Source organism: Streptomyces sp. E-08 (genome assembly GCF_049913095.1).
In the GTDB taxonomy this organism is placed as follows: Bacteria; Actinomycetota; Actinomycetes; order Streptomycetales; family Streptomycetaceae; genus Streptomyces.
In genome coordinates this window covers 3,998,592-4,017,169 of sequence record NZ_CP183971.1, presented here as the reverse complement: position 1 = coordinate 4,017,169, position 18,578 = coordinate 3,998,592, and the positions used below count along the sequence as shown (strand labels likewise).

18 protein-coding genes are annotated in these 18,578 nt (G+C 72.5%); 13 read left to right on the top strand and 5 right to left on the bottom strand.

Translation table 11 applies throughout. The features are described from left to right. Positions 1 to 68: 68 nt before the first annotated feature. The 3 genes from ACN9MM_RS18305 to ACN9MM_RS18295 all read left to right on the top strand — a co-directional run bounded on the left by ACN9MM_RS18305 (position 69) and on the right by ACN9MM_RS18295 (position 3,003). The gene (locus ACN9MM_RS18305; protein ID WP_426364626.1) at positions 69 to 1,430 is read left to right on the top strand and encodes an aspartate aminotransferase family protein; all 1,362 of its coding nucleotides are present in this window, start codon (positions 69 to 71) and stop codon (positions 1,428 to 1,430) included. A 67-nt stretch (positions 1,431 to 1,497) separates the two neighbouring features. Then, the gene (locus tag ACN9MM_RS18300) at positions 1,498 to 2,193 is read left to right on the top strand and encodes a GntR family transcriptional regulator (protein WP_426364625.1); all 696 of its coding nucleotides are present in this window, start codon (positions 1,498 to 1,500) and stop codon (positions 2,191 to 2,193) included. Positions 2,194 to 2,355: 162 nt separating this feature from the next. Then, positions 2,356 to 3,003, top strand: coding sequence for a hypothetical protein (locus ACN9MM_RS18295; protein WP_426364624.1), 648 nt, complete (start codon positions 2,356 to 2,358; stop codon positions 3,001 to 3,003). Between the two features lie 89 nt (positions 3,004 to 3,092). On the opposite strand, the gene ACN9MM_RS18290 is transcribed toward ACN9MM_RS18295, so the two are convergent. Next, a complete protein-coding gene (locus ACN9MM_RS18290) occupies positions 3,093 to 3,797 on the bottom strand; it encodes an SLATT domain-containing protein (protein WP_426368767.1) in 705 nt (234 codons plus the stop codon). A 281-nt stretch (positions 3,798 to 4,078) separates the two neighbouring features. On the opposite strand from ACN9MM_RS18290, the gene ACN9MM_RS18285 reads away from it, so the two are divergent. The 3 genes from ACN9MM_RS18285 to ACN9MM_RS18275 all read left to right on the top strand — a co-directional run bounded on the left by ACN9MM_RS18285 (position 4,079) and on the right by ACN9MM_RS18275 (position 5,795). Beyond that, positions 4,079 to 4,414: a YbaB/EbfC family nucleoid-associated protein gene (locus tag ACN9MM_RS18285; RefSeq protein ID WP_086825272.1), complete on the top strand. Its 336-nt coding sequence runs from the start codon at positions 4,079 to 4,081 to the stop codon at positions 4,412 to 4,414. Between the two features lie 65 nt (positions 4,415 to 4,479). Beyond that, the gene (gene recR / locus ACN9MM_RS18280; protein ID WP_024760125.1) at positions 4,480 to 5,079 is read left to right on the top strand and encodes a recombination mediator RecR; all 600 of its coding nucleotides are present in this window, start codon (positions 4,480 to 4,482) and stop codon (positions 5,077 to 5,079) included. Positions 5,080 to 5,126: 47 nt separating this feature from the next. After that, the gene (locus ACN9MM_RS18275; RefSeq protein ID WP_426364623.1) at positions 5,127 to 5,795 is read left to right on the top strand and encodes a DUF5063 domain-containing protein; all 669 of its coding nucleotides are present in this window, start codon (positions 5,127 to 5,129) and stop codon (positions 5,793 to 5,795) included. Here the strand turns inward: ACN9MM_RS18275 and ACN9MM_RS18270 are convergent. Further along, positions 5,785 to 6,216 (bottom strand): hypothetical protein, encoded by a 432-nt coding sequence (locus ACN9MM_RS18270; RefSeq protein WP_426364622.1) that lies wholly within the window; start codon positions 6,214 to 6,216, stop codon positions 5,785 to 5,787. The two genes, ACN9MM_RS18275 and ACN9MM_RS18270, sit on opposite strands and share 11 nt — an antisense overlap. Before the next feature lie 232 nt (positions 6,217 to 6,448). On the opposite strand from ACN9MM_RS18270, the gene ACN9MM_RS18265 reads away from it, so the two are divergent. The 4 genes from ACN9MM_RS18265 to ACN9MM_RS18250 all read left to right on the top strand — a co-directional run bounded on the left by ACN9MM_RS18265 (position 6,449) and on the right by ACN9MM_RS18250 (position 11,204). After that, entirely contained in the window at positions 6,449 to 7,729 is a 1,281-nt protein-coding gene (locus ACN9MM_RS18265) for an aspartate kinase (RefSeq protein WP_426364621.1), read from the top strand. Continuing rightward, a complete protein-coding gene (locus ACN9MM_RS18260; RefSeq protein ID WP_426364620.1) occupies positions 7,726 to 8,793 on the top strand; it encodes an aspartate-semialdehyde dehydrogenase in 1,068 nt (355 codons plus the stop codon). The genes ACN9MM_RS18265 and ACN9MM_RS18260 overlap by 4 nt, the downstream gene beginning before the upstream one ends. A 252-nt stretch (positions 8,794 to 9,045) precedes the next feature. Then, positions 9,046 to 9,774 (top strand): SigE family RNA polymerase sigma factor, encoded by a 729-nt coding sequence (locus tag ACN9MM_RS18255; RefSeq protein ID WP_426364619.1) that lies wholly within the window; start codon positions 9,046 to 9,048, stop codon positions 9,772 to 9,774. Beyond that, positions 9,771 to 11,204 carry a hypothetical protein gene (locus ACN9MM_RS18250; protein ID WP_426364618.1) on the top strand — a complete coding sequence of 478 codons (1,434 nt, stop codon included), beginning with the start codon at positions 9,771 to 9,773 and terminating at the stop codon, positions 11,202 to 11,204. The genes ACN9MM_RS18255 and ACN9MM_RS18250 overlap by 4 nt, the downstream gene beginning before the upstream one ends. Positions 11,205 to 11,337: 133 nt before the next feature. On the opposite strand, the gene ACN9MM_RS18245 is transcribed toward ACN9MM_RS18250, so the two are convergent. Together ACN9MM_RS18245 and ACN9MM_RS18240 are read right to left on the bottom strand one after the other, a co-directional pair. Next, positions 11,338 to 12,078, bottom strand: coding sequence for an SURF1 family protein (locus ACN9MM_RS18245; protein WP_426364617.1), 741 nt, complete (start codon positions 12,076 to 12,078; stop codon positions 11,338 to 11,340). 24 nt (positions 12,079 to 12,102) lie between these two features. Next, the gene (locus tag ACN9MM_RS18240; RefSeq protein WP_426364616.1) at positions 12,103 to 13,929 is read right to left on the bottom strand and encodes a prolyl oligopeptidase family serine peptidase; all 1,827 of its coding nucleotides are present in this window, start codon (positions 13,927 to 13,929) and stop codon (positions 12,103 to 12,105) included. Between the two features lie 62 nt (positions 13,930 to 13,991). Here ACN9MM_RS18240 and ACN9MM_RS18235 point away from each other — a divergent pair, with 62 nt between their 5' ends. Continuing rightward, positions 13,992 to 14,822 (top strand): class I SAM-dependent methyltransferase, encoded by an 831-nt coding sequence (locus ACN9MM_RS18235; protein WP_426364615.1) that lies wholly within the window; start codon positions 13,992 to 13,994, stop codon positions 14,820 to 14,822. 77 nt (positions 14,823 to 14,899) lie between these two features. Here ACN9MM_RS18235 and ACN9MM_RS18230 read toward each other — a convergent pair whose 3' ends face one another. Further along, positions 14,900 to 15,934, bottom strand: coding sequence for an Lrp/AsnC family transcriptional regulator (locus tag ACN9MM_RS18230; RefSeq protein WP_426364614.1), 1,035 nt, complete (start codon positions 15,932 to 15,934; stop codon positions 14,900 to 14,902). Between the two features lie 166 nt (positions 15,935 to 16,100). Between ACN9MM_RS18230 and ACN9MM_RS18225 the strand changes: the two genes are divergently transcribed. Both ACN9MM_RS18225 and ACN9MM_RS18220 read left to right on the top strand, forming a co-directional pair. After that, positions 16,101 to 17,492: a tetratricopeptide repeat protein gene (locus ACN9MM_RS18225; protein WP_426364613.1), complete on the top strand. Its 1,392-nt coding sequence runs from the start codon at positions 16,101 to 16,103 to the stop codon at positions 17,490 to 17,492. Positions 17,493 to 17,565: 73 nt separating this feature from the next. Further along, positions 17,566 to 18,573 carry a YdcF family protein gene (locus tag ACN9MM_RS18220; RefSeq protein ID WP_426364612.1) on the top strand — a complete coding sequence of 336 codons (1,008 nt, stop codon included), beginning with the start codon at positions 17,566 to 17,568 and terminating at the stop codon, positions 18,571 to 18,573. The last annotated feature ends 5 nt before the right edge of the window (positions 18,574 to 18,578 follow it).

The following is an 18,578-nucleotide window of genomic DNA, read 5'->3' as shown; positions in this document are numbered from 1 at the left end:
GTCCGCCCCGGTCTCGGTGGACAAGATGGCCATGGCCCGTCCCACCTGCGGTTCCCTACCCTCGATCCATGACCCCTCACGTCGAACCCGATCCCCAGGCCGGCGCGGCCGTCAAGGCCGCCGACCGCGCGCACGTCTTCCACTCCTGGTCCGCACAGGGACTGATCGACCCGCTCGCCGTCGCCGGCGCCGAGGGTTCGTACTTCTGGGACTACGACGGCAACCGCTACCTCGACTTCACCAGCGGTCTCGTCTACACGAACATCGGCTACCAGCACCCCAAGGTCGTCGCCGCGATCCAGGAGCAGGCCGGGAAGCTCGCGACCTTCGCCCCCGCCTTCGCCGTGGACGTCCGCTCCGAGGCCGCACGCCTCATCGCCGAGCGCACCCCGGGCGACCTGGACAAGATCTTTTTCACCAACGGCGGCGCCGAGGCCGTCGAGAACGCCGTCCGCATGGCCCGTCTGCACACGGGCCGCACGAAGGTGCTCTCCGCCTACCGCTCGTACCACGGCGCCACCTCCACCGCGATCAACCTGACCGGCGACCCGCGCCGCTGGGCCTCCGACAACGGTTCCGCGGGCGTCGTGCGCTTCTGGGCGCCGTTCCTCTACCGCTCGCCCTTCTACGCCACCACCGAGGCGGAGGAGAGCGCGCGGGCCCTCCAGCACCTGGAGGACACGATCGCCTTCGAGGGTCCGGCGACGATCGCCGCGATCATCCTGGAGACCGTGCCCGGCACCGCCGGCATCATGACCCCGCCGCCCGGCTACCTCGCCGGCGTCCGCGAGATCTGCGACCGGTACGGCATCGTCTTCATCCTCGACGAGGTCATGGCCGGCTTCGGCCGCACCGGCAAGTGGTTCGCCGCCGAGCACTTCGACGTCGTCCCCGACCTGATGACCTTCGCCAAGGGCGTGAACTCCGGATACGTGCCGCTCGGCGGCGTCGCCATCAGCGCCGAGATCGCCGCCACCTTCGACAAGCGCCCGTACCCCGGCGGCCTGACCTACTCCGGTCACCCGCTGGCCTGCGCCGCCGCCGTCGCCACCATCCACGTGATGGAGGACGAGAAGGTCGTCGAGAACGCCGCCCACATCGGCGAGAACGTCCTCGGCCCCGGCCTGCGCGAGCTCGCCGAGCGCCACCCGTCCGTCGGCGAGGTCCGCGGCATGGGCGTCTTCTGGGCCCTCGACCTGGTCAAGAACCGGGAGACCCGCGAGCCGCTCGTCCCGTACAACGCGGCCGGCGAGGCCAACGCCCCGATGGCCGCCTTCGGCGCCGCGGCGAAGAAGCAGGGCCTGTGGCCCTTCGTGAACATGAACCGCACCCACGCCGTTCCCGCCTGCAACGCCTCCGAGGCGGAGGTCAAGGAGGGCCTGGCGGCCCTGGACGCCGCCCTCTCGGTGGCCGACGAACACACCGTCTGACAGCGAAACGGGGAGGTCCTCTCCGTCTGGACTAGGGTGTCCGGAGCCGGACGGAGGGGGCCGACCCATGCCCGCGAGCGGAGCTGTCACTCGCAACACCTTGCGACAGCAGATCGCGGACGCGCTCCGTGACGAAGTGCTCGCAGGCCGTCTCCAGCCGGGCGAGGAATTCACGGTAAAACAGATCGCCGAGCAGTACGGGGTCTCCGCGACACCCGTCCGCGAAGCGCTCGTCGACCTCTGCGCGCAGGGCCTCCTCGACTCCGACCAGCACCGCGGCTTCCGGGTCCACCAGTACTCGATCGCCGACTACCGGCGCATGGTCGAGGCCCGGATGCTCGTCGTCGACGGCATCTTCCGCCGCCACGCGCCGGGCGCCGTGCCCCCGGAGCCCGACCACGGCATCGGGGTCGCGCTCGTCTCCGTACGGCGCCGGGGCGAGGCCGCCGCCCGCGCCGCCCGCGCCGGGGACCTGGACATCCTCATCGGCTACGACATCCGCTACTGGCGCGAGCTGGGACGCCTGGTCTCCGCCAACGACTACATCGCCGACTTCCTGCACCGGCTCCGCGTCCAGGCCTGGGTCTTCTCCGTGCCCTACCTGCGCTCCGAGCGGGACGTCCTCGGCTGGCTGTGGAGCGGACACGTGGACCTGGTCGACGCGATCACCCGCGGCGACGCCGACGCGGCCGTCCAGGTCGTACGGGACTACAACACGCACTCGCTGGAATGGGCGGGGTATCTGGAGGCCCGGGCCCGCTGAGGCCGGGGCCGGCCGGCGTGTACCAGCGGCGGGGCGCGTGGGGCTGGGGGGTCGGAGTTCGGGTTGAGGCGGGGGCTCCGGGGGCAGGGGTCAGCGGGTGGGCGTCGTCGGCCGAGCCGACTACCCTGGCCGTCCCTGCAACTGACGGAGAGCGAGCCTCCCTTGGCCTGTGACCTGTGGCTGGTCCCCCTCGTCGACGTGCTGTGCCACAGCCCCGACAACCCGTTCGCCGAAGAGATAGCCGCCTACGACGCCGTCCTGAGCGCCTCCGGCATGCCGACCGTGCCCGTCTACGCGTACATGCCGGGGCTCTCCGGCGACGTCGCGCCGGTGGCCGGCTTCGACTACGAGGCCCTGCACTTCCTGCGCCGCGCCTACCTGCTCGGGATGTGCGGGCTCCCGGTCGAGCCGGTCGGTGAGCTCGGCGGGGACTACGAGCAGCTCCTGGAGATGTTCGAGGCCACCGCGCAGCAGTCCCACCTGGTCTGGCACTACGACCACTCGGGCGCGTACGTGCCGGTGGACTTCCCGGTGCCGCTCGCCAACGACGAGCTCCTGGAGGGCGGCGGGCCGCTCGGCTCCTCGTACGGGCTGCTGCGCGAGCTGCAGTTCGTGGCGCCCTGGATCGGCATCGACCCGGCGAACCCGCCGGCGGCCCCGCAGCCGCCCGACCGGCCCACCACCCTGGAGGAGCCGGCCACGGTGCCGTACGACGACCACCCCTTCGCCCGGGAGCGGCACGTGTGGCTGGGGCTGCACGCGGCGGCGACCCGGAGCCTGGCCCAGGGCTCGATGATCATCCTGAGCTGATTCCCGTGCGCGCGCCGGAGGTCTGCCTAAGCCCTGTCGTCAAACTCCCGTCGTCGCCCGAAGGGCAGGCGGGAGTTTGACGACAGGGCCTAGCGGGCCTCCGGGGGCCGCTGGCGCGGCATGTTCGGGCGGGTGCCCGGCGGCAGCGGGAAGCGCCCGGACGGGTGCGAGCTCTCCGCCCTGGCCGGGACCACGCCGACCGACTGGAGCGCCAGCGGCGCCGGGCCCGAGCGGAACTCGACCATCCAGTCCGCGGTCTCCGCCCGCACCAGCTCCGTCACGTCCTCCGAGAAGCGGCGCAGCACCCCGAGACAGCGCTCGGCGGCCTCACTGGCCGTGCCCTCCGTGGGCCCCAGGACCTCCCGGACGCTCTCCGAGGCCCAGTCGAACTGGAGCGCCTGGAGACGGCGCTGCACGGCCTGGGCGGTCGCCACGTCCCTCATCCAGCCGGACGTCAGCCCGAAGTACCGGTCGCAGGCCAGGCAGGCGGCACCGAGCAGCAGCGACAGATAGCCCCAGCCCGCGGCGCCCTCGGCGACCCCGGTCAGGTCGAGCAGCGGCAGCGCCGCCCCGGCGATCACCCCGGCGGCCGTGCAGACCCGCAGGATCCGGGCGCTGCGGCGCTTCCAGACGCGGTCGGAGAGGTACCACTCGGCGGTGCGCAGGGCGTTCGTCTCGACCCAGCGGTACAGCTCGTCGAGCCGTTCGGCCGGCTCGCCCCAGTCGCCCAGGGGGAACGGCGTACCCGTCAGATCGCGGGTGACGTCTCCCCCGGGGGGCCCCGGCGGCTGCATCTCCGGCTGCTGGCTCACCGGGGGACTCCTCTGTTCAGCTCAGTGCTCGTGTCCTTCTGTGACGTGCGGTGCACGTGGTGCCTGCCCTTCCTACCGCCGAATGGTGGGCGGCGGGCCCGGAATCCCGGGATTTCCGCCCGCAAGAGGGTGTTGATCAGGTAGAGGAGCCCGCAGTTTCTCACTCGAAAGAGTTGCGTCGGCACCCCGGTCGAGGAGCACGTAGGCTCGGCATACCGACGTTCCGAAGACCAGAACGTTCCGAGCAGCAGGAGTGAGTGACCGTGATCCCCGGTGGTGGCCAGCCCAACATGCAGCAGCTCCTCCAGCAGGCCCAGAAGATGCAGCAGGACCTCGCCCGGGCGCAGGCGGAACTCGCCGCGACCGAGGTCGACGGGCAGGCGGGCGGCGGCCTGGTCAAGGCGACCGTCACCGGCTCCGGCGAGCTCCGCGGCCTCGTGATCGACCCCAAGGCGGTCGACCCGGAGGACACCGAGACGCTGGCCGACCTGATCGTCGCCGCCGTCCAGGCCGCCAACGACAACGCGCAGCAGCTCCAGCAGGCCAAGCTCGGCCCGCTGGCGCAGGGCATGGGCGGCATGCCGGGTCTGGGCTTCTGAGCCCTTCTAAGGCTCGCTTCCAGCCACTACCGTAAGAATCAAGCACCTCCGAGAAGGGCGTCGGCGTGTACGAAGGCGTGGTTCAGGACCTCATCGACGAACTGGGCAGGCTGCCCGGCGTCGGTCCCAAGAGCGCGCAGCGGATCGCCTTCCACATCCTCCAGGCCGAGCCCACGGACGTCCGCCGCCTCGCGCACGCGCTCCTGGAGGTCAAGGAGAAGGTCAGGTTCTGCGCGGTCTGCGGGAACGTGGCGCAGCAGGAGCAGTGCAACATCTGCCGCGACCCGCGCCGCGACCTGACCGTCATCTGTGTGGTCGAGGAGCCCAAGGACGTCGTCGCGATCGAGCGGACGCGCGAGTTCCGCGGGCGCTACCACGTCCTCGGCGGCGCGATCAGCCCGATCGAGGGCGTCGGCCCGGACGACCTGCGCATCCGCGAGCTGCTCGCGCGGCTCGCGGACGGCACGGTCACCGAGCTGATCCTCGCGACCGACCCGAACCTGGAGGGCGAGGCCACCGCGACGTACCTGGCGCGGATGATCAAGCCCATGGGCCTCAGGGTGACGCGCCTCGCGAGCGGGCTGCCGGTCGGCGGCGACCTGGAGTACGCCGACGAGGTGACCCTCGGCCGTGCCTTCGAGGGGCGGAGGCTGCTAGATGTATGACGACAGGGTCGGCGCGCTCGCCCGCGCTCTCTCAGGGAGGCTGCTCGATGTCTGACGCCACACTGCACTCCGTCACGCAGGATCCGGACGACTTCGCCGTCCAGATCTCCGACTCGATCGAGAGCTTCATCGTCGCGACGACCGAGGTCGCCAAGGGTGACGAGCCCGACAGCGCGGTGCCCTTCCTGCTCCTGGAGATCTCCCAGCTGCTCCTGGCGGGCGGCCGGCTCGGCGCGCACGAGGACATCGTCCCGGACGAGCGGTACGAGCCGGACACCGGCCCGGAGCCGGACGTCGACGACCTGCGCGAGCGGTTCGCGGTGATGCTGGAACCGGTGGACGTCTTCTCCGAGGTCTTCGACCCGTACGAACCGCGCAAGGCCCCGGTGCCGGCCCGGATCTCGGACAACCTCGCCGACATCGTCACCGACCTGCGGCACGGCCTCGCCCACTACCGCGCGGGCCGCACCAGCGAGGCGCTGTGGTGGTGGCAGTTCTCGTACTTCTCCAACTGGGGCCCGACCGCCTCGGCCACCCTCCGCGCCCTCCAGTCCCTCGTCGCGCACGTCCGCCTCGACCAGCCCCTCGCGGAGCTGGACGGCCTCGACACGGACGAGGACCTCACCGAGGACGACCTCGCCGAGGAGGCGGGACGCGTGATGCTGGAGGAGATCGCGGCCCCGCTGGGCCTGCGGAGCAAGTCCCTCAGGAAGTAGGGCCCGGGGAAGTGGCGCTCGCCGTCTCCATCATCTGTACGAGGTGGCTGATGTCCTTCTCGTACGTGAACTCGCGCAGCAGCGTCCCCCAGCCGCCCTGGGGGTCACGCCGCCAGACGAAGGTGTAGAGGACGGGCAGGCCCTCCTTCACCCGGTGCATCACGACCGAGCCGTACCCGTCGTACGTGCTGGTCGTGAGGAAGGTCGCGTCGTCGACGGACTCCCCGACGCTCACGCCCCGCGCCTTCAGGGCACGGAACCGGCTCATGAACATGTCCTTCGTGAGGGTCACGGCCAGCCCCTCCTCGTCGCAGCGGACGTTCTCGAAGGCGGGGTCGTACAGCGCGTCCAGCGTCTCGACGTCCATCGCGAGACCCGCGTCCAGGTAGCCGCGCATCCGGTCCACCAGGGTCTGGTCCATGATCTGCTCCTCTGCTCGGTGCCGTCCGTCTCTCCGGCTGTCCGTCTCTCCGGGTGCCTCCACTCTGGTGCGGTCCGCCGACAGATCACCGACCGATGGCCGACAGCCCACCGATGATCACTCCCTGAGCCGCACGTCTCACCATGCGATATCACAGAGGCGTTTCCGGGTCCCTCGATAGACTGAGCCGATCGCAGCACCGGCTGCGGCACAGACTGAGCGAGGAGCGCACGTGGGCCTTGTCGTGCAGAAGTACGGAGGCTCCTCCGTTGCCGATGCCGAAGGCATCAAGCGCGTCGCCAAGCGGATCGTGGATGCCAAGAGGAACGGCCACCAGGTGGTCGTCGTGGTTTCCGCGATGGGCGACACGACGGACGAGTTGATCGATCTCGCCGAGCAGGTATCCCCGATCCCTGCCGGGCGTGAGTTCGACATGCTGCTGACCGCCGGAGAGCGGATCTCCATGGCCCTGCTGGCCATGGCGATCAAAAACCTGGGCCACGAGGCCCAGTCGTTCACGGGCAGCCAGGCCGGTGTCATCACCGACTCGGTCCACAACAAAGCGCGCATCATCGATGTCACGCCGGGCCGGATCCGCACCGCCCTCGACGAGGGCAACATCGCCATCGTCGCCGGCTTCCAGGGCGTGTCCCAGGACAAGAAGGACATCACCACGCTGGGCCGTGGTGGTTCCGACACCACCGCCGTGGCGCTCGCCGCGGCGCTCGACGCCGAGGTCTGCGAGATCTACACCGACGTCGACGGTGTGTTCACGGCCGACCCGCGCGTCGTGAAGAAGGCGAAGAAGATCGACTGGATCTCCTTCGAGGACATGCTGGAGCTCGCCGCCTCCGGCTCCAAGGTGCTGCTGCACCGCTGCGTCGAGTACGCACGCCGCTACAACATCCCGATCCACGTCCGCTCGTCCTTCTCGGGCCTGCAGGGCACCTGGGTCAGCAACGAACCGCTCTCCGACGCAAAGGACCAGAAGGTGGAGCAGGCCATCATCTCGGGTGTCGCCCACGACACCTCGGAGGCGAAGATCACCGTCGTCGGCGTGCCGGACAAGCCGGGCGAGGCCGCGGCCATCTTCCGCGCGGTGGCCGACGCCGAGATCAACATCGACATGATCGTGCAGAACGTGTCCGCCGCCTCCACCGGCCTCACGGACATCTCCTTCACCCTCCCCAAGGCCGAGGGCCGCAAGGCCATCGACGCCCTGGAGAAGGCGAAGACCGCGATCGGCTTCGACTCGCTCCGCTACGACGACCAGATCGGCAAGATCTCCCTGGTCGGCGCCGGCATGAAGACCAACCCGGGCGTCACCGCGGACTTCTTCCGCGCGCTGTCCGACGCCGGCGTGAACATCGAGCTGATCTCGACCTCCGAGATCCGCATCTCGGTCGTCACCCGCGCCGACGACGTCAACGAGGCCGTGCGCGCCGTCCACACCGCCTTCGGTCTGGACAGCGACTCGGACGAAGCCGTCGTCTACGGAGGCACCGGCCGATGACCCCGAAGCCGACGCTCGCGGTCGTGGGAGCGACCGGGGCGGTCGGCTCGGTGATGCTCCAGATGCTCACGCACCACGCGGACGTCTGGGGCGACATACGCCTCGTCGCCTCCCCGCGCTCGGCCGGCTCCAAGGCCGCCGTGCGCGGGGAGGAGTGCGAGATCCTCGCGCTCGGCGAGGAGGTCTTCGACGGCGTCGACCTGGCGCTCTTCCTGGTGCCGGAGGACATCGCCGCCCGCTGGGCGCCCGTCGCCGTCTCCAAGGGCGCCGTCGTCGTGGACACCTCCGCCGCCTTCCGCGCCGACCCCGACGTGCCGCTCGTCGTCCCCGAGCTCAACGGGCACGCCGCGCGCGTCCGCCCCCGGGGCATCGTCGCCGGACCCGGCTCCACCACCCTCGCGCTGATCGTCGCCGTGGGCTCCCTGCACGCCGAGTTCGGGATCGCCGAACTGGTCGTCACCGCCCAGCAGGCCGCCAGCGGCGCCGGTGCGGGACAGGCCGGCGTCGACGCGCTCCGCGCCCAGCTCGGCCTGGTGGCCGCCGCCGGCGACCTGGGCACCCACCCCGGAGACGTACGGCGGGCCGTCGGCGAGAACACCGGCCCCTTCCCCGGACCCCTCGCGCTCAACGTCCTGCCCTGGTCCGGCACACCCGGCGCCGACGGCGCCTCCTCCGAGGAGGAGCACGTCCGCGACGAGACCCGCCGGATCCTCGGCCTGCCCGGCCTCCGGATCGCCGCCACCTGCGTGCGCGTCCCCGTCGTGACCGGCCACTCCGTCTCCGTCCACGCGCGCTTCGAGCACCCCGTCCCGGTCGGACGCGCCCACGAGGTCCTGGCCACCGCGCCGGGGGTCGTCCTCTACGACGACCCGGCCGCGGGCGACTTCCCCACCCCCGCCGACGTCGTCGGCACCGACCCCGCCTGGGTCGGCCGGGTCCGGCGGTCCCTCGACGACGAGCGCGCGCTCGACTTCTTCGTCTGCGCCGACAACCTCCGCAAGGGCGCGGCCCTGAACGCGCTTCAGATCGCGGAATCGCTTGTCACGGATTTGTGGGATCTGTGAACGTCCTGTGAGCAAAAAGGCGTCAGATACCTCTTGAACTGCGGTGATGCCGTGGTCGACGATGCTTTTCCCCCGTACTGCAACCAGAGTTGGGCGGGGCGCGTCTCTGCGTGCACCCACGACCGTGTGGCGCGGGACACGCCGAAAGCGGGGCATCGGGGGAGAACGGTTACGCATGAGGACGAACAACTCACCGTCGAAAAGGGTGGCGTACGCGTACAACCCTGCCGGGGGGAAGCGTGTCCAACAGGCGTGGCAGAGGTACTCGACATCGCGACCATCGCCCCGCTGCGCGGCGTGGGCACGGCGGTGCTCCCCGTGCGGAGCGGCGCCGTCGTCCCCGTACGCGGCTCCGCGGTCCGTCCGCTCCGGCGTCCGCGCGCACTCGGCGGCATGCCGGTGATCGCTCCCGTGCCCACCGGATCCCGCACCGGCGAGGTCGACGGCATCCCGTCGCCCCGCAAGAGCGCCGAGGCGGTCCCGGCCGCCGGCACCACCGTCGACCACCTGACCGAGACCTACCGCGCCCACTACCGGTCGCTGCTCGGTCTCGCCGCGCTGCTCCTCGACGACACGGCCTCCTGCGAGGACGTCGTCCAGGAGGCCTTCATCCGCGTCCACTCGGCCCGCAAGCGGGTCCGTGAGCCGGAGAAGACGCTCGCCTACCTGCGCCAGACCGTCGTGAACCTCTCCCGGTCCGCGCTGCGCCGCCGCATCCTCGGCCTGAAGCTGCTGTCCAAGCCGATGCCGGACATGGCCAGCGCGGAGGAGGGGGCGTACGAGCAGTTGGAGCGCGAGGACCTGATCAAGGCGATGCGCGGCCTCCAGCGGCGGCAGCGCGAGGTGCTCGCCCTGCGGTACTTCTCCGACATGACCGAGGTTCAGGTCGCCGAGACGCTCGGGATATCCCTGGGATCGGTGAAGGCGTACGGTTCGCGGGGCATCGCGGCGCTGCGCGTCGCGATGGGAGCGACGACATGAACCAGGCACCCGGCGGGGACGGCGTGGCCCACGAGAACCGTGACGGCGACGACGTCCCCGAGAGCCATGCCACGGCCCCGTCCGGCGAGACGACGCGGGGGGCGGCGCCGGGGGTGACCCCAGGGGTGACACCTGAGGCCGGTGTGCCCGAGGCGGCACCTGAGGCCGGTGTGCCCGAGGCGGCACCTGAGGCCGGTGTGCCCGAGACGGCGTCCGATCGGGCGGTCGCGGTCGGTGCCGCGCCCGCAGTGGTGCCCGCGGTCGGTGCCGCGCCCGAGAACTCTGACGCCCTGGATGAACGTGACGAGCTGAGTGGACAGCGCATGGTGAAGATCGAGCCCGGGCCCGGCGAGGGCGACGACGAGCTCGCGCTGCGGCGGCTGTTCCAGGACGCCGTGGGCGACCTGGAGCCCTCCCTCGGCTCGCTGGAGCACCTGCGCCGCGCCGTGCCCGCACGCCGCGCCCGCAAGCGGCAGGCCGTCGTCGGCGCCGCGGCCGCCGCCGTCCTCATCGGCACCGCCGTCCCCGCCTTCGTGCACGTCGCCGCGTCGGGCGGCCTCTCCGCCGCCAACCCGGTGAACGCCGGCCACGGCGAGCAGGCCCAGGGCGGCACCGGCGCCGAGACCGGCATCGAGGGCGGCCAGAGCTCCAAGGCCCCCGCGAGCACCGTCTCGCCGAGCCCCGGCGCGGCCGACGGCACCTCGGGCAAGCCGCAGCGCCCGGGCGCCGGAGCCTCCGGCGAGGGCCCGCAGGCCACGCTGGGCGGCGACCCCGACGCGACCCCGCGCTGCGCCCCCGGCCAGCTCGGCGTCGGCGCGGCGCAGGCCGGCGGCCCCGAGGGCGACGGCAAGGTGTACGGCACCTTCCGGATCGCCAACGTCTCCGCACAGGACTGCCTCGTGGACGGCGCGGGCATCGTCGGCTTCGAGGCCCGAGGCGCGGCGGACCCGGGGAAGATCACGGTGACCCTGCACACCTCCGGCGACGGGGGCGGCGCCCTGCCCGACCCCTCGCGGGAGTCGTCCGCGCTCGTCCTGAAGCCGAGCGGCAGCTACGAGGTGAAGTTCGTCTGGGTGCCGAGCGAGACCTGCCCGACGACCGGCACCACCCCGACCCCCACGCCGACCACCCCGCCCGAGCCGACGGCCACCCCGACCCCGACGGCCACCGCGTCGGGCGGTACGGGCAACCCCGACCCGAGCACGGGCCCGGACTCCGGCGGCACCGGCACCGGACCGGGCACCGGCGCGGAAGAGGGCTCGGGCGCCGGCGCGGCACCCCAGCTGCTCCGCGAGGACGGCACCCCGGCGGACGGCAGCGTCGTGGTCAGCCACACGGCGGAGCCGGGCGGCCCCGTCGCCTCGGCCGTCATCCCGAACGCCTGCGCCGGCACGATCTACCGCACCGGGGTCCTGGCCACCACCCCCTGAGGCCCCCGCCGGACGCGCCCGGCGCGCCCCGACGGCCCCCGGCCCCGCCGCGGGCCGTGGACCCTGCCCGTGCCCTAGGGCCCCGGCTCGTGCCCGTGGACCCGGCCCCGTGCCGTAGCCCCCTGCCCGTGCCCTACAGCCCCAGGGCCTCGTCGCGGGAGGCCTCCGCCTCTCGGCGGAAGAGGCGGAACCACATGAAGACGACGAAGCCCGCGAAGACGAACCACTCCGCCGTGTAGCCGAGGTTCTGGAAGGCCTTCGCGTCCAGGCTCGTGCCCGCCGCGGCCGCCGCCGGGACCGGCGTGAGCCCGGCGGGGGAGTCCGCGAGGGTGACCCAGGCGTCGTAGACGTCTTCCGTGACCACGTTCACCAGGGACGCCGCGCTGATCATGCCGAGCTGCCCCGCAGGCAGCCCGCCCGCCGCGTGGACGCCCTTCGTGCCCGGGTTCTCCGAGGCCTGGAGCGCGCCCACCACCGTCACCTCGCCGGCCGGCGGGGCGGGGGCCTTCGCGCCCGTGGGGAGCCAGCCGCGGACCACCGGCAGCGCCCGGCCGCCGTCGGTCCGCAGCAGCGTCAGGACGTACGAGCCGGACCGGCCGTCCAGCTCGCGGTCCGGCACGAGGAACTGCTCCCCGAACCGGCCGCGCGCCTGCGCCGGACGGCCCGAGGTCTCCGTGTCCACCGGCAGCAGCGAGTCCAGCGGCTCGGCCTTCAGCGAGCTCGCCGCGGGCCGCTCCTCGGCCTCCCGGTGGGAGTCGACACGGTCCTCGAACTTGCCGAGCTGCCAGGTCCCCATGAACACGCAGAACGGGATCGCGAGGAGGACGAAGACATTGATCCCCCACCAGCGGGGTGTTCTCAGGAACCGGTACACGCCCCCCACGGTACGCAAGCCGGATCAGCGGCCCGACGGCCGGGTCCCCAGGTGTCTCGCCGCGAAGTCCAGGTCCAGGGCGACCTGCTTGATCCGCTCCTCCACCACCAGCGAGCCGTGGCCCGCGTCGTACCGGTACACCTCGTGGACCGCGCCCCGCGCCGCGAGCCGGTCGACGTAGTTGTCGATCTGCCGGATCGGGCAGCGCGGGTCGTTGACGCCGGCCGACACGTGCACCGGGGCCTTCACCGCGTCCACGTACGTCAGCGGCGACGAGGCCGCGTACCGCTCGGGCACCTCCTCAGGCGAGCCGCCCAGGAGGGTCCGGTCCAGCGCCTTGAGGGCCTCCATCTCGTCCTCGTACGCCGTGACGTAGTCCGCGACGGGCACCGCCGCCAGACCGACCGCCCAGTCGTCGGGCTGGGTGCCCAGACCGAGCAGCGTCAGATAGCCGCCCCAGGAGCCGCCGGAGAGGACGAGGCGCTCCGGGTCGGCGAGGCCGCTCGCCACCGCCCAGGCGCGGACCGCCGCGATGTCCTCCAGCTCGATCAGGCCGACCCGGTGCTTGAGCGCGTCCGTCCACTCCCGGCCGTACCCCGTGGAGCCCCGGTAGTTGACCCGCACCACCGCGTACCCGTGGTCCACCCAGGCCGCCGGGCCCGACGCGAACGCGTCGCTGTCGTGCCAGGCGGGGCCGCCGTGCACCTCGAAGACCGTCGGGAAGGGGCCCTCGCCCTCCGCCGGGCGCTGCACGAGCGCGTGGACTCTGCCGCCGGGGCCGTCCACCCACACGTCCTCCACGGGCACCGACGCCGGCGCCTTCGGGCCGGGCGGGTCGAGGACGACACCGCCGGCCGTGGAGCGCACCACCGGCGGCTCGGCGGCCGAGGACCACAGGTACTCCACGGAGCCGTCGGGCCGGGCCGTCGCGCTCGACACCGAACCGGCCGGGGTCTCCACGCGCACCAGCGCACCGGTCGCGATCTCGTACCGCCACAGCTCGCTGCGGGCCTCGAAGCCGTGCACGATCAGCAGCCCCGAGCCGTCCGGGTACCACTCCGCGGACACGTCGCCCGGCAGATCGAGCCGCAGGTCGGTCTCGGTGCCCGTCGCCACGTCCCAGAGCATCGGCTCCCAGCGGCCGCGCCGCTGGTGACCGACGAGCAGCCGGGTGTCCCCGGCCAGCGGCGCGAAGCCGAGGACGGTCAGCCCCAGCTCCTCCGTGCCGCCCTTGGTGTCGTCGAGCTCGGCCACCACGCCCGCGTCGGAGGCGCGCAGCACGCGCAGCGAGGAGTGCATCGCGTCGCCGTGCTCGGTGTGCTCGATCGCGATCAGCGAGCCGTCGTACGAGAGGTCGCCGACGCCGGCCGACTCCCGGTGCCGGTAGATCTCGACCGGGGCGGTGGCCCCGGGCCGTACGAGATGGACCGTCGAGCCGTCCTCGTCCGTGGAGCGGCCCACCACGAGCGTGCCCTCGCGGCCGATGGCGAGTCCGGCCGGATAGGACGCGGCGAGACCGGGCACGGCCGGCTCGTCCGCTCCGCCCGCGAACGGCTGGCGCATCCACACCCCGAACTCGTCCCCGTCGGTGTCCGCGAACCACCAGATCGAGGCGCCGTCCGGCGACAGCGTGCCGTCCGTCGTCCCGTTCGGCCGGTCCGTCACCTGCCGCTGCCCGCCGCTCGCCCGGTCCCAGGCGTACAGCTCGTACGTCCCGGTCGCGTTGGACACGAACAGTGAGCGGTCCGGGGCCTCCTCGGCCCACTCGGGCAGGGAGACACGGGGCGCCCGGAAGCGCTGCTCCCAGAGGGGGGTGTCGCTGTGCTTGCTCTCGGTAGTCATGGCATCCATCATGCTCCGCGCGGCAGACAATCGGGTCGCCCCTTCCGCAGCCTGTGGATAACCTCGCCGACATGTACTCACCGACGCCCGAGGACTGGCACGAGGCCAACCGCGCACGCTGGGACGAGCGGGTCCCGATCCACGCCTCCAGCGAGTTCTACGACCTCGACGCCTTCCGCCAGGGCAAGGAGGCCCTGCGGGACTTCGAGCTCGCGGAGGTCGGAGACGTCACCGGACGCTCCCTGCTGCACCTCCAGTGCCACATCGGCCTGGACACCCTCTCCTGGGCCCGGCACGGCGCCTCCCACGTCGTCGGCCTGGACTTCTCCGAGCCGGCCGTGGAGACCGCCCGCTCGCTCGCCGCCGACCTGGGCCTCCCGCAGGAGCGGGCCGCCTTCGTCGCCGCCGACGTGTACGACGCCGCCGAGGCCGTCCCCGACCGGTCGTACGACATCGTGTACACCGGCAGCGGGGCGCTGTGCTGGCTGCCCGACATCGAGCGCTGGGCGGAGACCGCCGCCTCGCTCGTCGCCCCGGGCGGCTTCCTCTACGTGGCCGAGTTCCATCCGCTGACGGACTCCCTCGACGACGAGACCGGCAGCCGGGTCGTGCACGACTACTTCGTCCGCGAGCCGTGGGTGGACACCACCCCGGGGACGTACGCCGACCTCGACGCCGTCACCGTGAACAACCGCAGCGTGGAATGGGTGCACCCGGTCGGCGAGGTCGTCACGGCGCTCGCGCGGGCGGGCCTGCGGATCGACTTCCTGCACGAGCACGACGCGTCGCTCTTCCCGCGCTACGGGGCCCTCCAGCGCCACGAGGACGGCTACTACCGCTTCCCCTCGGACCGCCCCCGCATCCCCCTGATGTACTCGGTCAAGGCGTCACGCCCGGCCTGATCCCGAGGACGGAGACGGGCGGCGTCACGGACACGGCGAACTCCGTCCGGCCGTCGGAACACGTCCCCGGCGGCGTGTCAGGAGTCGGTCGACGGCCGGATGTGGTGGGTGCGGCGGCCGTCCGCGCCGATGACCTGTGCGCCGATCTTGTGGGTGCGCAGGGACACCGCGGTGCCCGTGATCCGCAGCGCGGGCGCGGCCCGTACCAGCCCCGCCGTCACGTCGTGGAGCTCCTCGACCGTACGGAGCCACATGGCGAGGGCCAGGTTGTGCGGCCCGGTGACCGAGGTGACCACGCGGGTCTGGCGCAGCCGCGCCAGCGAGGCCACGGACTCGGCCACGTCCAGGGGCGGTACGACCGCCGTGACCATCGCCCACACGGGCCGCCCCGAGAAACGCGGCGCGGGCAGGCAGTGGTGGTGGCAGGCGCCGGCCGCGCCGAGGGCCTCCAGCCTGCGGCGTACGGTCGACTCGCTCGTGCCGCACTGCCGGGCCAGCTCCGCCGCGCTGCGCCGGGCGTCCCCCGCCAGTTCCGCGACGATCCTCTGGTCGAGCTCGGTGACGAGCGGGTACGCGCGCGTGGCGGCCCGCGTCCGCCGCTCGCCGCCGGTGATCTCGGTGAGGTGCTGCACCTGTCCCGGGGTGAGCTGTTCGATCCGCGAGCGGTACGGGCGGTTGTGCAGCTGGGTGACGACCTGGGCGCGGGCTCTGAGCACTCCGGGCAGGCGGCGCACCCGGCCGGTGAGGTAACCGTCGAGGGCCTGGAGGTCGGGGCAGTTGACGAGCAGGATCAGATCCGCGTCGCCGGTCACCTGGTGGACGCCGAGGGAGTACGGATCCTCCGCGATCGCGAGCGCCGTGGCCTCGGTGTCGCCCGCGGCGCATTCCAGCTCCACCCACGCGTAGAGGGTGCCTTCGGCGCCTCGGCGGGCGGTGAGCATCGAACTCCACGCGTACCCCCCGGCGGTGAGGGTCTCCCAGCGCCGGGCGAGGGTGTCCGGACTCACCGCGAGCACACCGGAGAGCTGGGTCCAGCTCGCGCGCGGTGCTATCTGCAGTGCGTGGATCAACGCCAGATCCACCTCCCCCAGGACGGATTCCCTGGTATGCATGTGCCTCCTTGGTCGATCCCTGGGAAACCCTGGGTGTGGGCACGGGAAGGCCCCAGGATGTGGACCGGGGCAAATGCATTCAAGCCGCGACGCTGGCTGATTTCCATGAATTCCGTCCGAAGTCACAGGAGAAGGGCGGAGAAGTGACACGGGGGGCTGGACGCACATGTGGGCTGGAGAACCACCCGAGACCGAACTCCTCTGGGGCGAACCCGTCGGCCTCGACCAGGTCGCCGCGGCGGAGCGCGGGTACGAGGGCTGCGCACCGGCCGAACAGCTCCTGTGGGAGCGGCTGTCCGTCTTCGAGGGCGCCTTCGGCCGGGAGGCCGTCCGCGAGGTCTGCGCCTCCGGCACCCTTCCGGCCGGGCAGATCCAGGCGGTCCTGGACCGGCTCGCACCGCTCGCCCTCCTTCCCGTCGACGACCTCTTCGACGGCGAGGACGGCCTGCCCCGTTACTGGATGCCGCACCCGATGCGGGCCGTCGGCGCCCGCCGGCTCACCGCGCGCGGCGACCGCTGGGCCGTCCTCCTGCACCACCGCAGGTGGTGCGTGAAGGTGGCCCGGCGGGCCGCCGACTGGTGGCAGCGGGGCCGGCAGCTCGACGCCCGGGACCTCGCCCTGCGCGAACTCCCGGACCTGGCCGCCGCCATGGACCCGACGACCGCGCCGCTCTCGCCGAGCGCGGAGGCCGAGACGTCCGTCGAGATCGCGATCTCCCTGTGGTTCCTGTGGGTGGCCTGCGGGCGGATCGCGGAAGGCCGCACCCGGCTGCGGCACGCCCTCAGCCTGCACGCGGGCCCGCCCTCCGCCCGCGCCCTGTGGCTCGCCGCCTTCCTGGAGCTGGAGTCCGGCCGCCCCGAGGACGCCGACCCGCTCCTGGTCCAGGCGTGGGCGGCGGCCGTACGGGACGGCGACGAGCGCTGTCTGGCGCTCCTGGCCCATCTGCGCGGCGCGACCGCCCTCTACCAGGGACGTACGCGCGCGGCGGCGTCCGAGTTCCGGGAGGCCCTCGCCCTGATGGAGGAGCACCCGGAGTTCGGTCCGAGCCGGCGGGCGTGCTGGATAGGGCTCGCGCTCGCCCTGTGCCGCTCCGACCCGGAGGCCGCGCAGGAGGCGCTGGACCAGGGGGACCTGGACCGCGAGAGCCGGCGGGCCTGGGTGGGCCGAGACATGTTCGCCGAGGCCTGGGCGTACCACGTACGGGCCGAACTCGGCGCCTGGGACGGGGACCGGGAGCGCGCCTCGGAGTACGCCCGGCGGGCCCTGCGGGAGCATCTGAGGCTCGGCTCCTCGGTGGGCGCGGCCTGCGCGGCGGAGCTCCTGGCCCAGATGCGGGCGTTGGAGGGACGGCACGACGTGGCGGCCCATCTCCTGGGCGCCGTCGACCTGTTGCGGACCTCGGTCTTCGACTCCTCGTACCGGCCGGCGGAGTACTGCGTGGTCACGCGCACGCGTGGCGAGGAGGCGCTCGGGGCGCTGCTCGTCGACCCGGAGCTGCGGAGCGCGTACGAAGAGGGCGCGAGGCGGGGGCTGTTCGCGCTGTCGGCCGAGGTGTAGGACCGGGACCGCTTTTCCACAGGGCGCGGCCTTCGCCGGTCCCGCTGTCGCTCCCGGTGCCTACGATGTCGGGATGTTCGCCTTCGTCTTGGCCGCCGTCTGCCTCCTGCTCTGCATGGTCGGTGTCCTGCGCGACCGGCGTCGCTTCGGCAACGCCGTTTACCTCGGTCTCGCCGTCACCTTCCTCGGCATCGGGCTGCTCTCCGGGATCGACGACGCCCCTCCCGGGTTCGCCGAGACCGTGATGGTCGTCCTGGTGCTCGTGCTCGGCCTGGGCCCGGCCGTCCTCGCCGGGCTGCTGTGTGCCAACGGCGTGAAGATGCTCCGCAAGGAGGGAAGGAGCCCGGCCAACCTGCTCGCGCTCCTCGCCGGACTCGCCATATTCGGGGTGATGGGCCTGGCGGTGGCGACGGCCGCCACCGGCTCCCCGGTCCTCGGCCTGATCACGGGCACCAGCCTGCTGCTCCTCGGCTACGTCTCGTTCCTGTTCGTGTGCTTCGTCGGCTACGCGTTCCTGTACGGCCGGCTGCAGCTCCGCCGCGACGTGGACTACGTGGTCGTGCTCGGCTCGGGCCTGATCGGGGGCCGCCGGGTCCCGCCGCTCCTCGCGAGCCGCCTCGACCGGGGGCGCGAGGTGTGGGAGGCGCTGGCCGCCCGGAACGGGGCCGCGCCCGTCCTCGTCACCTCCGGAGGCCAGGGACCCGACGAGGAGGTGCCCGAGTCCCATGCGATGGCCGACTACCTGATCGACGGCGGCTTTCCGGCCGCCTCGGTGGTCCGTGAGGACCGCTCGCGGACCACCGAGGAGAACATGCTCTTCAGCAAGGAGCTGATGGAGCGGGACCGGCCGGGCTCCTCCTGCGTGATCGTCACCAACAACTTCCACGCCTTCCGGGCCGCCCTGATGGCCCGGAGGGCGGGGATCGACGGACAGGTGGTCGGTTCGCCGACCGCCGCCTACTTCTGGCCCTCGGCCACGATCCGCGAGTTCGTCGCGGTCTTCCTCCAGTACAAGGTCGTCAACCTCGGGATCTGCCTGATGCTGATCCTGCTGGGCGTCCTGGCGTGGCTCGTCCGGTGACGGCT

Excerpts from the sequence above, each read along its gene's own strand:
- ACN9MM_RS18305 (WP_426364626.1), top strand. The coding sequence starts at position 69 with ATGACCCCTCACGTCGAACCCGATCCCCAGGCCGGCGCGGCCGTCAAG.
- ACN9MM_RS18300 (WP_426364625.1), top strand. The coding sequence starts at position 1,498 with ATGCCCGCGAGCGGAGCTGTCACTCGCAACACCTTGCGACAGCAGATC.
- ACN9MM_RS18290 (WP_426368767.1), bottom strand. The coding sequence starts at position 3,797 with ATGCAGCCGCCGGGGCCCCCCGGGGGAGACGTCACCCGCGATCTGACG.
- ACN9MM_RS18275 (WP_426364623.1), top strand. The coding sequence starts at position 5,127 with ATGTCTGACGCCACACTGCACTCCGTCACGCAGGATCCGGACGACTTC.
- ACN9MM_RS18270 (WP_426364622.1), bottom strand. The coding sequence starts at position 6,216 with ATGGACCAGACCCTGGTGGACCGGATGCGCGGCTACCTGGACGCGGGT.
- ACN9MM_RS18260 (WP_426364620.1), top strand. The coding sequence starts at position 7,726 with ATGACCCCGAAGCCGACGCTCGCGGTCGTGGGAGCGACCGGGGCGGTC.
- ACN9MM_RS18250 (WP_426364618.1), top strand. The coding sequence starts at position 9,771 with ATGAACCAGGCACCCGGCGGGGACGGCGTGGCCCACGAGAACCGTGAC.
- ACN9MM_RS18240 (WP_426364616.1), bottom strand. The coding sequence starts at position 13,929 with ATGGATGCCATGACTACCGAGAGCAAGCACAGCGACACCCCCCTCTGG.
- ACN9MM_RS18235 (WP_426364615.1), top strand. The coding sequence starts at position 13,992 with ATGTACTCACCGACGCCCGAGGACTGGCACGAGGCCAACCGCGCACGC.
- ACN9MM_RS18230 (WP_426364614.1), bottom strand. The coding sequence starts at position 15,934 with ATGCATACCAGGGAATCCGTCCTGGGGGAGGTGGATCTGGCGTTGATC.
- ACN9MM_RS18225 (WP_426364613.1), top strand. The coding sequence starts at position 16,101 with ATGTGGGCTGGAGAACCACCCGAGACCGAACTCCTCTGGGGCGAACCC.
- ACN9MM_RS18220 (WP_426364612.1), top strand. The coding sequence starts at position 17,566 with ATGTTCGCCTTCGTCTTGGCCGCCGTCTGCCTCCTGCTCTGCATGGTC.